Origin of the sequence: Crenothrix polyspora (assembly GCF_900163755.1) — a bacterium.
Classification (GTDB): domain Bacteria; phylum Pseudomonadota; class Gammaproteobacteria; order Methylococcales; family Methylomonadaceae; genus Crenothrix; species Crenothrix polyspora.
In genome coordinates, this window is the sequence record NZ_FUKI01000147.1 from 1 (window position 1) to 13,667 (window position 13,667).

General features: G+C 47.8%; 12 protein-coding genes. 11 read left to right on the forward strand and 1 reads right to left on the reverse strand.

Going from position 1 to position 13,667, the window contains the following annotated elements; translation table 11 throughout:
* The first annotated feature begins 99 nt into the window (after window positions 1–99).
* From CRENPOLYSF2_RS14985 to cpdA, 4 genes are all read left to right on the forward strand, one after another.
* Window positions 100–318 (forward strand): addiction module protein, encoded by a 219-nt coding sequence (locus CRENPOLYSF2_RS14985; RefSeq protein WP_087144760.1) that lies wholly within the window; start codon window positions 100–102, stop codon window positions 316–318.
* Complete coding sequence (locus CRENPOLYSF2_RS14990) at window positions 315–557, forward strand: CBU_0592 family membrane protein (RefSeq protein ID WP_087144761.1); 243 nt, start codon at window positions 315–317, stop codon at window positions 555–557. The genes CRENPOLYSF2_RS14985 and CRENPOLYSF2_RS14990 overlap by 4 nt, the downstream gene beginning before the upstream one ends.
* Window positions 558–806: 249 nt before the next feature.
* Window positions 807–2,123: an amino-acid N-acetyltransferase gene (gene argA, locus CRENPOLYSF2_RS14995; RefSeq protein ID WP_087144762.1), complete on the forward strand. Its 1,317-nt coding sequence runs from the start codon at window positions 807–809 to the stop codon at window positions 2,121–2,123.
* Window positions 2,124–2,131: 8 nt separating this feature from the next.
* Window positions 2,132–2,932, forward strand: a complete 801-nt coding sequence (cpdA, locus tag CRENPOLYSF2_RS15000) for a 3',5'-cyclic-AMP phosphodiesterase (protein WP_087144763.1) — start codon at window positions 2,132–2,134, stop codon at window positions 2,930–2,932.
* Window positions 2,933–2,948: 16 nt separating this feature from the next.
* Here cpdA and CRENPOLYSF2_RS15005 read toward each other — a convergent pair whose 3' ends face one another.
* Window positions 2,949–3,479, reverse strand: a complete 531-nt coding sequence (locus CRENPOLYSF2_RS15005) for an RNA pyrophosphohydrolase (RefSeq protein ID WP_087144764.1) — start codon at window positions 3,477–3,479, stop codon at window positions 2,949–2,951.
* A gap of 151 nt (window positions 3,480–3,630) precedes the next feature.
* On the opposite strand from CRENPOLYSF2_RS15005, the gene CRENPOLYSF2_RS15010 reads away from it, so the two are divergent.
* From CRENPOLYSF2_RS15010 to CRENPOLYSF2_RS15040, 7 genes are all read left to right on the forward strand, one after another.
* The gene (locus CRENPOLYSF2_RS15010; protein WP_087144765.1) at window positions 3,631–4,332 is read left to right on the forward strand and encodes a histidinol-phosphatase; all 702 of its coding nucleotides are present in this window, start codon (window positions 3,631–3,633) and stop codon (window positions 4,330–4,332) included.
* A 151-nt stretch (window positions 4,333–4,483) separates the two neighbouring features.
* A complete protein-coding gene (locus CRENPOLYSF2_RS15015; protein WP_087144766.1) occupies window positions 4,484–6,277 on the forward strand; it encodes a hydrogenase maturation protein in 1,794 nt (597 codons plus the stop codon).
* 13 nt (window positions 6,278–6,290) lie between these two features.
* Window positions 6,291–7,145 (forward strand): response regulator, encoded by an 855-nt coding sequence (locus CRENPOLYSF2_RS15020; protein ID WP_087144767.1) that lies wholly within the window; start codon window positions 6,291–6,293, stop codon window positions 7,143–7,145.
* 297 nt (window positions 7,146–7,442) lie between these two features.
* Window positions 7,443–9,422 carry a sensor histidine kinase gene (locus CRENPOLYSF2_RS15025; RefSeq protein WP_087144768.1) on the forward strand — a complete coding sequence of 660 codons (1,980 nt, stop codon included), beginning with the start codon at window positions 7,443–7,445 and terminating at the stop codon, window positions 9,420–9,422.
* The gene (locus tag CRENPOLYSF2_RS15030; RefSeq protein ID WP_087144769.1) at window positions 9,415–9,795 is read left to right on the forward strand and encodes a response regulator; all 381 of its coding nucleotides are present in this window, start codon (window positions 9,415–9,417) and stop codon (window positions 9,793–9,795) included. The genes CRENPOLYSF2_RS15025 and CRENPOLYSF2_RS15030 overlap by 8 nt, the downstream gene beginning before the upstream one ends.
* 61 nt (window positions 9,796–9,856) lie before the next feature.
* Complete coding sequence (locus tag CRENPOLYSF2_RS15035; protein WP_087144770.1) at window positions 9,857–11,824, forward strand: sensor histidine kinase; 1,968 nt, start codon at window positions 9,857–9,859, stop codon at window positions 11,822–11,824.
* A gap of 151 nt (window positions 11,825–11,975) precedes the next feature.
* Entirely contained in the window at window positions 11,976–13,451 is a 1,476-nt protein-coding gene (locus CRENPOLYSF2_RS15040) for a response regulator (RefSeq protein WP_087144771.1), read from the forward strand.
* Window positions 13,452–13,667: the final 216 nt, after the last annotated feature.

Below are 13,667 nucleotides of genomic sequence, written 5' to 3' on the forward strand. Positions count from 1 at the left end.
AGGATGCTCGGATAAAATTGAAAAAGCTTTATCCGACACTTAAAGAGTGACTAAGTACTAGTAGGTAATAATGCAACCTATCGAAACTAGAGGTGATTTATGAAAATAGAAGTCATTACTGAGCAAGCATTAAAACTTGAACCTAGATTAAGAGCCTATGTCGCTGAAATATTGCTAGAAAGCTTGGACTATGAAGAAAACTTCATTATTTCAGAAGCATGGCGACAAGATATACAAAAACGTTGCCATAACATAGATACCAACCCTTCAATATTAATTGAAGGCAAGTACTTTATGACTCAGCTAAACCAACATTGACAAATAAACACTACGACCAAATTGGCTGGCTCGGCTTCATCCTCATCATCAGCGCGTATTTATTTGTTACCCTTAAATGCCTGGATGTCAGCTCCTCCGTTTACCACCTGCTCAATTTAACAGGCGCTTTATGTATGGTAGCCAACGCCAAACATAAAGATGCCAAACCGTTGTTCTGGCTCAATATCGTGTGGTCAGTTATTGCCATCATTGGCTTAATGCAAGGCAGAATCCTCTAAGGAACGTGCATGAAATAACTTGAACAACTTAAACGCCACCACCGTTCGTGCTGAGCCTGTCGAAGCATGAACTTGCTCAAGTTATTTCGTGCGCGTTCCTAAATTCGCCATGTCAAGTCATTATTACCGCAGTTAGACGCTTATATTACACAGCGTTTTCAAAAATAGTCGTTATAATCAATGCCAATTCATTACTGCGCGTACTTTAAATAAGTACCTGTGACTCAGATAATATCCTAAAAGTAAATCATGGCACTTCAAAACGCATTTGTAAGCTGGTTTAGAAATTCATCACCTTACATACACGCCCACCGCAATAAAACCTTTGTTATCTCATTTGGCGGCGAAGCCGTACTCGCTGCTGACTTTGACCACCATGTCCACGATTTTGCCTTGCTTAACAGTTTAGGGATACGCCTGGTGTTAGTACACGGCATTCGCCCACACATAGACCAGCGCCTTAACACACTCAACCACCCTGTCCTGTTTCATAACAATCTACGCATTACCGATACTTTGGCCTTGCAATGCGCCAAAGAAGCCGCAGGCTTAGTACGTGTAGAGATTGAGGCTTTGTTGTCGATGGGACTGGCTAATTCACCCATGGCCGGTTATGAGCTTAAAGTCGCATCAGGGAATTTTGTGACTGCTAAACCTATCGGTGTTATTGACGGCATTGATTATTGCCATACCGGTGAAGTGCGCCGTGTAGACAGTGCGGCAATTCATCAGCAACTGGAGCAAAATACCATTGTTGTTATTTCGCCTATAGGCTATTCGCCCAGCGGCGAAATATTTAATTTATCGGGTGAGCAAGTGGCTACCGAAGTGGCTATCGCATTGAAAGCTGAAAAATTAATCTTGCTGACTGAAAAAAGTTGCAGTAATCCGAGCAGCGGCGAACCCATAAAGCAAATGACCGCTGACGAAGCGCATAAGCTATTACAGCAATATCCCGACATGGCAGAGCTGATTCGCTTACCGATCAAAGCGGCAATTCATGGCTGTCAGGCTGGCATCAATCGGGTGCATTTAATTGACAGAACCCAAGATGGTGCATTGCTACTAGAGCTTTTTACCCACGATGGTATTGGCACGCTCATTAGCTCCACGCCGTTTGAAGAATTACGTACCGCCACCTTAAACGATATTGGCGGTATTTTAGAGCTGATAAAGCCCTTAGAGCAGCAAGGTATATTGGCCAAACGTTCGCGTGAAAAAATCGAAATGGAAATCAATGATTACATCATTATTGAACGTGACGGCTTAATTATTGGCTGTACCGCGTTACATGCCAACCCACACGAGCAATTCGGTGCGATTGCCTGTCTTGCCGTACACGCCGATTATCAAGGTGCGGCGCGCGGTCAACGGCTGTTTGATTATGCGTGCTTAACCGCCAAAAAGCTAAAATTACAGACATTATTTGTGCTGTCTACCCAGACTACGCACTGGTTTATTGAGCGGGGCTTTGTGCTATCAGATGTCAATAACCTACCTGAACCTTTAAAAAAACTTTACAATCCACAACGAAATTCCAAAGTGCTTTATAAAACAGTTGAGTGAGGACAACCATGCCTGAAATAACGGGTTGCACAACACTATTGCATGTCACCGATACGCACATTTTAGCAGCACCTGAAGCAACCTTGCTGGGCGTTAATACCGCGCATTATTTTCAAACTGTGTTGAAACAGGCGTTTACCAACCATCATGTTGATTTGGTTTTATTGACCGGTGATTTAGCACAAGACCCGTGCGTGGCCAGTTATCAGTTCATCTATGATGCGCTAGCTATTTACAACACGCCCAGCCTCTGTCTACCCGGCAATCATGATGATTACCCGCTTATGCAACAGGTATTTAACACCGAAAGCATAAGCTGTCGCAAGCAGGTTTTAATCAAAAATTGGCAATGTCTTAGCCTGAACAGTCAGATAATCGGTGCTAATGGCGGTTATTTAGCAGAGGAAGAACTCGAATTTTTAGACACTTGTTTGGCCGCGCATCCACAGCATTACACGCTACTGGCCATGCACCATCACTGCGTAAAAACCCAAAGCATCTGGATGGACACGATGATTATTGCCAATCGCCAACAGTTATTTGATGTCGTTAGCCACCACCCGCAACTAAAAGCAATTATCCACGGCCATATTCATCAAAACTTGGATGCAAAAATAGCTAACATACACGTCTTAGGTACGCCATCAACCTGTTTTCAGTTTAAACCTAAAGCACATGAGTTTGAGCTGGATGATACATCGCCTGGCTATCGCATCATCAGGCTGTATGATGACGGCCAGATTACATCGGAAGTAATGCGCTTGTCTACACCAGTACAGGGTTTACAACTGCACACACACGGCTATTAACCGCGTGAGCAAGTCATTAAACTTTGCTTCTGGCTTCTTTAGTAAGATAGCCAGACGCATTAACCGGCACAGAGTCTACCGTGAGAATAGCCCCCAATTCCCCCATCGCTTTTTGATAGACCTTACGCTTAAAATACACCACATCTTTTAGCGGATGCCAATAATCTACCCAACGCCAATCATCAAATTCCGGCTTAGAGCAGCGATTAAAGCACACGTTAGAATCCGTTGTTACCAAGCGCAGCATAAACCAAATCTGTTTTTGCCCAATACACAATGGCAGTGAGCTTTTACGTATATAACGCTCCGGTAACTGGTATCTCAGCCAATACCGTGTGCGGCCTAAAATTTGTACGTGTTGTTGTTCCAGTCCTGTTTCTTCCCATAATTCACGATACATCGCTGTTTCGGGGTCTTCATCATCGTTTATGCCGCCCTGAGGAAACTGCCAAGCGTTCACTCCCATTCGTTTTGCCCAAAACACACGACCCTCGTCATTACACAGGATAATGCCGACATTAGGCCGGTATCCTTTAGAGTCTATCATGTTAAAACCTGTTATTGTTATCCTACCCGCGTAACACCTTGATTATGGTGATATTGCAACAGTAGCGCAGTGTTTCTAAATGCGGTCATTGTTTCATAAAAAATGTGCGGATGCTATAGTATATAACTAACTATTTTAGAAAAGGATTACCGTGAGTTTAGCGATTTTTGATTTGGATAATACCCTGATTGCCAATGATAGCGACTATTTATGGGGACAATTTCTTGTTGATCAAGGCATTGTTGATAAGGCCTATTACGAAAGCCGTAACGCCCAGTTTTACCAAGACTACCAACACGGCAACTTGGATATTGTCGATTTCCTGGATTTTTCTTTAAAACCTTTAGCAGACAATCTACCCAAACAGCTTTATGAATGGCGCGAACAATTTATTGCAGAGATCATTAAACCTATCCTTTTAAAACCTGCACAACAATTAATAGCTAAGCACAGAGACAGAGGTGACACTTTGTTAGTGATTACCGCAACTAATCGCTTTGTCACGCAACCCATTGTTGATTTATACGGCATAGACAACTTGCTAGCCACCACGCCAGAATTTCTGGATGGCCGCTATACCGGTAAATTTACCGGTGTACCGTGTTTTCAGGCGGGTAAGGTCACGCTGTTACAAGAATGGCTAGCGACCAGTCAAGAGACCATGACAGGCAGTTGGTTTTACAGTGATTCACACAATGATTTACCGCTGCTTACCTTAGTAGATCACCCTGTCGCGGTTGATCCCGATGAAAAATTAGCCGCATTTGCTACGCAGGCTCTGTGGCCAATTATTAGCTTAAGAGGCGACGAATGCCCACTCAACCATTTTATAACCCAGCCCGTTTTAACTTAACATAATTAAGCTTGCAAAACAGCCCTTTTAAGAATACTGTCATTCTTCGGAAAGTCACTCAGTCGTCCGATGTTTTTAATTCATTCCCATTTTAATCCCAATGCAAAAATAAAAATAAACAATAACAATAAAACGTGAGGATATCCCCATCATGCGAGTCTTACTTATCTCATCGGCCTACAATGGTCTTTGCCAGCGTGTCCATGTGGAACTGGACTATCTAGGCCACGACATTTCCGTTACCCTGGCGCTGAGCGCCGAAGATGTCAGAAAAGCAGTCAACCTGTTCCAACCTGATGTCATCGTCTGTCCCTTCCTGAAAGAAAAAATCCCCAAAGATGTTTACAGTACGCACCACTGTATTATTATCCATCCGGGTATTCGGGGCGACCGAGGCCCCTCGTCACTGGATTGGGCGATCATGGACGATGAGGAAGAATGGGGGGTCACTGCGTTGCAGGCCGTCGAGGAGATGGATGCGGGAGATATATGGAGCAGTCCACGTTTTAAAATGCGACCGGCCAGCAAGGCGAGCATTTACCGCCGTGAAGTCACCCATGCCGCAATCGGTGCAGTGGTTGAAACCCTGTCGCACATTGAGGCGAAAGACGTTGCCCCTGAACCTCTTAACTATGCTGACCCTAAAATACATGGCCGTTTGCGCCCACTCATGAAGCAGCCAGACCGGTGTATCGACTGGACATGCGACAACGTACAGACCATTCTCAAAAAAATCCGCGCTGGGGATAGCAACCCCGGTGTTTTGGATACCATTAACGGTGAAGAGTATTACCTTTACGGGGTCTATGAAGAAAACCAATTACAAGGCTGGCAACCCGGTGAAATCATTGCCAAACGCCACGGGGCAATCTGCCGCGCGGCCATTGATGGCGCGGTGTGGATTTCACACCTTAAAAGGAAAAACGTCAGCAAGCAACCCTTCTACAAGCGTTTTTTTGGCAACAACCGTGTTTATGATTACAAACTGCCTGCCGCCAGGATTTTAGGTGAGTTGGTGGCCGATGTGCCCGAATCACCTATCGATCCGCTGTATATGGGCACAGACAAAACCTTCAAAGAAATCTGGTATGAAGAGGAAAACCAGGTGGGTTATCTGCACTTTGATTTCCACAACGGGGCAATGGATACCGAGCAATGCCGCCGCTTACGCCTGGCCTACCAGATTGCCGAGGAACGCCCCACTAAAGTATTGGTGCTGATGGGCGGCACAGATTTCTGGAGCAACGGCATCCACCTTAACGCCATAGAGGCGGCCGATAACCCTGCCAACGAATCCTGGCGCAACATTAACGCCATTGATGACGTGGTGTGGGAAATCATCACCACGCAGACTAAATTTACTGTCTCAGCCGTATGGGGTGGCGCGGGTGCTGGTGGGGCTATGGCGTTGCTGGCAGCCGATAAGGTGTGGGCACGGGAAGGTGCTGTGTTTAACCCGCATTATCGGACGATGGGTTTGTACGGTTCTGAGTACTGGACTTATTCGTTGCCCAAACGTGTTGGACCAGTAAAAGCCTTGGAACTGACCGAAACCCCATTGCCGTTGGGTATGAAAAAAGCCAAGGCCATCGGCTATATTGATGAGATCTTGTCTGACCATTACGACGAATACCGTCAGCAAGTTAAACAGAAGGCCGAAGCCTTAGCCTGCCATCCTGATTACGAACGGCTATTGGATGAAAAAAACCAGCGTCGGCAAAAAGACGAACAAGCCAAACCATTGGCACTATACCGTGCAGCGGAATTGCAACACATGAAAATGAACTTCGCCGGCAAGTTTTACGGCGGCGACATCAACTACCATGAGGCGCGTTACAACTTTGTCCATAAGGTCAGGCCCAAAGAGACGGCGGCCTATTTGGCCAAACACTTACGGGTGGATATGGCGCGTTTTAATGAACTCAGACAGCCACTGGCTTATTAATAGGAGAGCAATCATGTTTTTTAAACACTGGCCCGTCCTATTGGTGGATGATGAACCCGATGTCCTCAGCATTTCCAAGCTGGCGATGAAAAATTTTACTGTCTATGGCCTGCCGCTAAAAATCTATACCGCAGCCAGCAAGGCAGAAGCCATAGCGTTAATGAATGACAATGTCGAAGTCGGCTGCTCGTTGGCAGTGGCCTTTTTGGATGTGGTGATGGAAACCGACAGCGCTGGCCTGGAGTTGTGTGATTATATCCGCAACACCATGGGCAACTCGCTGACCCAGGTTTTTGTACGTACTGGGCAACCAGGCCTGGCACCTGAACGCGAGGTGATCGACAAATACGATATTAACGGTTATTTCACTAAGATGGAGGCGACCGAAAACAAACTGTATTCGTTGATAAAAAGCAGTGTGCGCCAATACCTAGCATACGGCATGGCAACCGACACCCTTGAGCTGATTACCCAATTAGTGGTCGCTACCGGATCCAGGCGGCGTATCAGTTACGCGCTGACTTCGGTATGCGGCACTGGTTTTGACCAGACCGATACACCACGATGGATCATTATCGATGGCGTACTGCTGTTCCCGCCTGATGAAACCGATGCCGAGAAAACCATGACCATCCTGTTAAAAATGTTGATGGCGCGTGAGGGGTTAAACCTCAGCCCCGAAGGTGACAAGTACGTGCGGGATGAGGTAAGCGGTTGCCAGTTGATACACATTTGCAGCACCGCCAGCAAATCGGAAGTCAGCTTCCTGTTTTCCAGCCATTTTGCGCCACCACACAAAATTGTTGAATTGATGTATTCGTTTACTACGGCATTGGCTATCGCCTGGCATAAAAGTGAGGAAAGCTAGCGAGCAGGGTGGGCACGAAAAGTACATGTCCACCCTAGCCTACTTGGGAACCGTACTGGCTCTGAGGACGTAGGGTGGGCAGGCTGTTTTGCCCACCAGCCATATCACGATACTATCCCGCGTGGGCAAAAAAGCGTTGCCCACCCTACGACTTTGAGAACATTAGGAAACCGTAGGTGGTTGATAAGCACGAATTATAGACATAAAATATTATCAAGTATCCGCCGTGCATCTCGGTTTCAGCCCCTGAATAAGCCACGGTTGGCTATTCGGCGCGTCTTGACTGAAGGGTAAGACATGAATCACTATTTTTATGATGGTAGAAGTCTGCAAGATACACTGGTTACCAGCTACCAGCCTTCGTTGGTGTTTTTATCAGTAACCGTGGCCTGTTTGGCCTCTTATGCAGCTCTTAGCGTAGCTGGGCGCATCAAGGCTGCTGAGAAAGATAAAGCTTACGGCCTTAGTCGGATTTGGCTACTGGCTGGGGCGCTGACCATGGGTGCTGGTGTGTGGGCCATGCACTTCATCGCCATGCTTGCATTGATATTGCCTGTGCATGTCAGTTACGACGTGTCGATTACCGCCTTATCTACCGTCCCAGTCGTCATTGCCAGTGCGGTAATGATGTACGTTGTCAGCCGCCCGCGCAATAATAACCTGGGGCTGTTTATTGGCGGCACGGTGATGGGTGCCGGAATAGGCACTATGCACTACCTGGGCATGGCGGCTATGGTCGGCATAGACCAGAACCTGATCATGTCCTATGAACCCACGCTGTTTGTTACTTCGGTAATTGTAGCCGTAGCGCTGGCCAATCTGGCACTTATCATCAACCATGCCATAGAACGCAAACGGGACAGCGTACCTTTATTTTGGGCGAAAGTTGTACCCACGCTGGCGATGGGTTTTGCCGTCTCCGGCATGCACTATACGGCCATGGCGGCCACTTACTTTTTTTCAGAAAACTCCACAGCTGTCACAGGGGATGTCAAAAATGCCCTGAACCATGAATCGTTGGCTTTATGGGTGTCGTTTGCATCGGTTTCCATCACCTCCCTGGCTATATTGATGACGGTTGTCGACCGACGTTTGCAAAAAGCGGCGCAGGAAGAGGCCATGAGCCGCTCGCGTATGCGCGAGGCCATTGAAAGCATCGCCGACGGCTTTTCGCTGTTTGATATCAACGACAAGCTGGTGGAATGCAACCAACGCTACCGTGAACTCATGGACACTGGCCAGGGCATTCTCATCGGCATGACCTTTGAACATATTGTCCGCTCCGCCGCTGAGGCAGGCCTGATCCTGGATGCCATCGGGAATGTCGATGAATGGGTGGCAGAACGGCTGGCCAAGCACCGGGCACCGCGTGAACAGTTTATTGAACAGTTTGCCGGTGGCCGCTGGATACGGGTCACTGAGCGCCGGGTCTGGAACCTGGGTACTGTAGCTATCCGCACGGATATCACTGAACTGAAAGACACTGAAATTGAATTGTCCAGGGCGATGGATGAAGCCGAAAAAGCGCGTGCTAACGCCGAGGACACCAACCGCGCCAAAAGTGCATTTTTGGCCAATATGTCACATGAGTTGCGGACACCAATGAACGCCATCATTGGCTACACGGAAATGCTGCTGGAAGATGCGGAAGATGACGGTGACCCGCGAATTATACCGGACTTACAAAAAATCCTGTCCTCGGGCAAACATTTGTTGTCGTTAATCAACGAAATTCTGGATCTTTCCAAAATTGAAGCCGGTAAGATGGATATCTACCTGGAGAACATTGATGTGCCAGAGGTGATCCAGGATGTTGTCAACACCATCCGACCATTAGCGGACAAAAACGCGAACACACTGATTGTGGAATGTCCTGAGCCTTTGCCGACCATACACACCGACCTGACCAAATTACGCCAGGAATTGCTGAACCTGCTCAGTAATGCCAGTAAATTTACCAAAAACGGCAAGATCGTGTTGGCGGTCACCCGCCAAAGCGTCAAGGAGATCAATGGCATCCTTTTTCGTGTCACTGACAATGGCATAGGAATGAGCAAGGAACAGGCCGATCGGGTTTTCGATGCCTTTACCCAGGCAGACAGTTCAACAACCCGTAAATACGGCGGCACAGGTTTGGGGCTGACCATCACCAAAAAATTCTGTGAAATGATGGGGGGCACCATTGCTGTCAAAAGCGAACTCGGTAAGGGTTCAACCTTTAGCATCTGGCTGCCATTACGCACCGGCAAGCCACTGAGGGGAAACACACATGGCTAGGATATTACTCGTAGAAGACAATGAAATGAACCGTGACATGTTGTCACGGCGGCTGGAAAAAAAAGGCTATACCATTACCCTTGCGGTCGATGGTGAACAGGGGGTCATGCTGGCGCAATCCCTATTGCCAGAATTAATCCTGATGGACATGAGCTTGCCCATTATGGATGGCTGGGAAGCCTCACGTATTATCAAAACCATGGCGCAAACGCAGCATATCCCGATAATTGCCCTGACCGCCCATGCGATGGCGGAAGACCGGCAAAGGGCACTGGAAGTGGGTTGCGATGATTACGATACCAAACCCATTGATTTACTGCGTTTATTATCTAAAATACAGCTATTTCTAGGTTCCCAAGAACCACCTGGCTAATGCACCAAGGCTGTAATGAATTGCTGGCTCGTTTAAATCGCCTGATTTTGAAGGACACAAATTGGAACATTACTTTTACGACAGCAGCGGATTACACCCCGCGTTAACGACCCACTACCACCCAGGTTTGGTGTTTCTATCCCTGTTTGTCCTTGTAATGTCCGGCTTTGCGGTAATGAGCGTCATTGCGCGCATTAAGGCATCAAGGGCGGCGGGTACAAAAGTCTGGTGCCTATGGTTGTTGGGTGGAAGTTTAGCAGCCGGCATGATCGGCTGGACCATGCACTTTATAGGCATGTTGGCACTGGAAATACCCATAAATATCCACTATGACATTACCTTAACGCTATTTTCAATCATCCCGTCTGCACTGGGTTGTGCTGTTGCCCTGTTTGTACTTAGCTGCCCCCATAACTCAAAACAGGTTTTGGTCATTGCGGGTTTGCTGGTAGGGTTAAGTTTTGGCGGCATGCATTTTACCGGCATGGCCGCCATACACGGGACAGACCGGCAACTTTCCATGCTGTTTGAACCCCGATTATTTGCGTTGGCAGGCTTTATAGCCACCTTTTTACCCGTCTTTTGCCTATTCATTTGCAATCGGTTTACCAGAGAAAACACATCCATCCCAACTTTCCGTGCCAAAGCGACTTACACCCTATCGTTTGGCTTTACCATAGCCGCCATGCATTATGTATCTGTGGCCGCCACCCGTTTTATTCCCGGTGACGATATCGATGGCGGCACAAGCCATAGTTTGCTGGCATCATCTGGCACACTGGCATTTGTAGTGGCGCTGGTATCGATTTATACGGCATCCCTGGTAATCTGGATGGCCATCGTTGACAGCCGGATACAACAGGCAGCAGCAGGTGCCGCCACCAGTCGTCTGCACATGCGCGAAGCCATTGAAAGCATTGCCGACGGCTTTTCACTGTATGACACCCAGGATAGGCTAATCGAGTGTAACCAGCGCTACCGTGAACTAATGGGTAACAGTCAGGGCATCTTGCTGGGTATGACTTATGAAAACGTCATCCGTAACGCAGCAGAAACCAACCGGATAACGGGCATGGCGGGACACATGGATGAGTGGCTTAAGGAGCGGCTGTCCAGCCACCGTACCCCACGAGGGGACTATATCGAGAACTTTAATGATGACCGCTGGATACGGGTTAGCGAGCGGCGTATATGGGATATCGGTACCGTGGCAATTTACAGCGACATCACGGAACTGAAAGTCACGGAAATTGAATTGTTCAAGGCGATGGACGACGCAGAAAAAGCTCGGCAAGCCGCCGAGGCCACCACCCTTGCCAAAAGTGTTTTTCTGGCGCACATGTCCCATGAGTTGCGTACCCCCTTAAACGCCGTTATCGGTTACTCTGAATTGCTCATGGAAGAAACGGGAGATAATGCCATAGTACACGATTTGCAAAAAATCCTGGCGGCAGGCCAGCAGTTGCTGGCATTAATCAACGAAATTCTGGATCTTTCCAAGGTTGAAACCGGTAAAATGGAGCTGTCTTTAGAGGACATAACGCTGCCTGCTGTCATTCAGGATATCATTAACACCATAAAACCCATGGCCAGTAAAAATGCCAATACCCTGATGGTGGAATGCCCTGAATGCTTGCCGCTCATGCGGGCCGACTTGACCAAGTTGCGCCAGGGCGTGCTGAATTTGCTCAGCAACGCTTGCAAGTTTACCCGTAATGGCCGCATCATCTTATCGGTCGCCACCGAAAGTTTTGATGGCACTGAAGGCATAGTATTTCGTGTCGCTGATAATGGCATAGGCATGAACGAAGAACAGGTCAACCGGGTTTTTGATGCCTTTACCCAGGCCGACAGCTCAACCACACGCCGCTACGGCGGAACCGGATTGGGTTTGACGATCACCAAGAAATTCTGTGAGATCATGGGCGGAAAGATGAGCGTGGACAGTAAAACAGGCATAGGTTCAACCTTTACTATCTGGTTGCCATTGAATGCAGAAAATAGCAGTAAAGAGGCCATTTGTGGATAATATACTGCTTGTTCAAGACGATGAAATGCACAGACTGTTGTCACGCCGTGCTGGAAAGAGGATTGCAACATCGCTTTGGCAGTAGAGAGTGAGCAACACGCCGCTAGATTGACCACGTTTATTAACTAACTACAGGCTTTCCTGCGCAGACATGACCCATAAAACCGAAACAATAAACGTGGAGATCACAGCAGACTTGCGCCATACCTTGCGAACGCCGCTAAATCAAATCATTGGTTATAGCGAAATGCTTGCAGAAGATGCCAAAGATGCTGGCCAAACGGCTTTTGTTGCCGATTTGGGGAAAATTCATCAGGCAGCACATACCTTACTCAATTTGCTCGACACACTGTTTGCGCCTGCGCCACAGGAGGCAATCAGAACACCTGTACCGGTTTCTACAGCCTCGGTGGAGGCCTTGGCACCTACACTATCCAAAGAGGTAACCGCAGGTAGGATATTGGTGGTCGATGACAATGCCTCTAACCGTGATTTATTGGCACGACGTCTGCAACGCCACGGCCACTTGACCAGCATGGCCGAAGATGGGGTACAGGCTTTAGAAATGCTGCGCCAATCGCCTTTCGACCTGGTGTTGCTGGACATCATGATGCCGCATATAGACGGCTATGAAGTGTTGGCTCGGATGCAAGCCGACCCGAAGCTCAGGCAGATACCGGTAATTATGATTTCAGCATTGACGGAGATAGACAGCGTTGTCAAGTGCATAGAAATGGGAGCCGAAGATTACTTGCCCAAACCGTTCAACCCGACATTGCTCCGGGCGCGCATTGATGCCACCCTGGAAAAAAAACGCCTGCGCGAGCAAGAACAGGCATACCACGACCAGGCATTGCACATTGAGGCCACTCAAGAAAGGCATCATTCACTGGCACTGATGGTCGCGGGTGTCGCACATGAAATTAATACGCCGTTGGGCATTGCCAGCACTGCCGTCAGTATCATTGAAAACCGTCTCTCGTTACCGAAAACGCGGGAGCTTTTTGCAAACAGCGAAGAAAACCAGTCGATCTTAGAGGATCTGCTGGAATCTTCAACCTTGTTGAAAAGCAATGTCTTGCGGGCGCACAAATTGGTCGAAAGCTTTAAAAAAATATCCGTTGCCCAGGCATCAGACCAACAAGAGACAACGGAACTCCCGCAATTGCTACAAGATTGCGTGGACTTGTTCAAAATCAACGCCCGCCAAGCTAAACTCATTATCACCCTGGACACCACGCACCTACACGGAACGGGACAATGGTTCGGTTATCCAGGCCACATGACCCAAGTGATGATGAACCTGTTACAAAACGCCGAACGTTACGCCTATACAAACGGGCAAGGTGGCGCTGTGGACATGCGTGTTTTTAATGAAGGCGAACAGTTTGGGATCAGCGTTCAGGATTACGGACAGGGCATACCTGCTGAAAACCTGAACAAGATTTTCGAACCCTTTTTTACCACTGGCCGCAGCAAGGGGGGGTCTGGCTTGGGAATGGCAATAGTCAGCAATATCGTCACCTCATTATTCAAAGGTCACATCACTGTGGTTTCTGAGCCCGGTAAAGGCTGCTGTTTTTCACTGATATTCCCAAAAAGTGTTATGGCGGGACAAATACTGTAGGTTTGGTTGCACGCTTTTCGTAACCCAATAGGCCTCTAAAGAAATTTATCAATTAATCCGGTAACCAACTCAATGTAATGCGCCGAATGTTAGATATTCCATAACGGTAAAAAAACATCTGACATTACTATTGCGCCTTAGTCACAGTTTAAATTGTCTCCGTACTACCCTATTTTGCGGTGTTTTTAAACTATGAACCGATACAATTTTTAAGCT

Excerpts from the sequence above, each read along its gene's own strand:
- CRENPOLYSF2_RS14985 (WP_087144760.1), top strand. The coding sequence starts at position 100 with ATGAAAATAGAAGTCATTACTGAGCAAGCATTAAAACTTGAACCTAGA.
- argA (WP_087144762.1), top strand. The coding sequence starts at position 807 with ATGGCACTTCAAAACGCATTTGTAAGCTGGTTTAGAAATTCATCACCT.
- cpdA (WP_087144763.1), top strand. The coding sequence starts at position 2,132 with ATGCCTGAAATAACGGGTTGCACAACACTATTGCATGTCACCGATACG.
- CRENPOLYSF2_RS15005 (WP_087144764.1), bottom strand. The coding sequence starts at position 3,479 with ATGATAGACTCTAAAGGATACCGGCCTAATGTCGGCATTATCCTGTGT.
- CRENPOLYSF2_RS15015 (WP_087144766.1), top strand. The coding sequence starts at position 4,484 with ATGCGAGTCTTACTTATCTCATCGGCCTACAATGGTCTTTGCCAGCGT.
- CRENPOLYSF2_RS15020 (WP_087144767.1), top strand. The coding sequence starts at position 6,291 with ATGTTTTTTAAACACTGGCCCGTCCTATTGGTGGATGATGAACCCGAT.
- CRENPOLYSF2_RS15025 (WP_087144768.1), top strand. The coding sequence starts at position 7,443 with ATGAATCACTATTTTTATGATGGTAGAAGTCTGCAAGATACACTGGTT.
- CRENPOLYSF2_RS15030 (WP_087144769.1), top strand. The coding sequence starts at position 9,415 with ATGGCTAGGATATTACTCGTAGAAGACAATGAAATGAACCGTGACATG.
- CRENPOLYSF2_RS15040 (WP_087144771.1), top strand. The coding sequence starts at position 11,976 with ATGACCCATAAAACCGAAACAATAAACGTGGAGATCACAGCAGACTTG.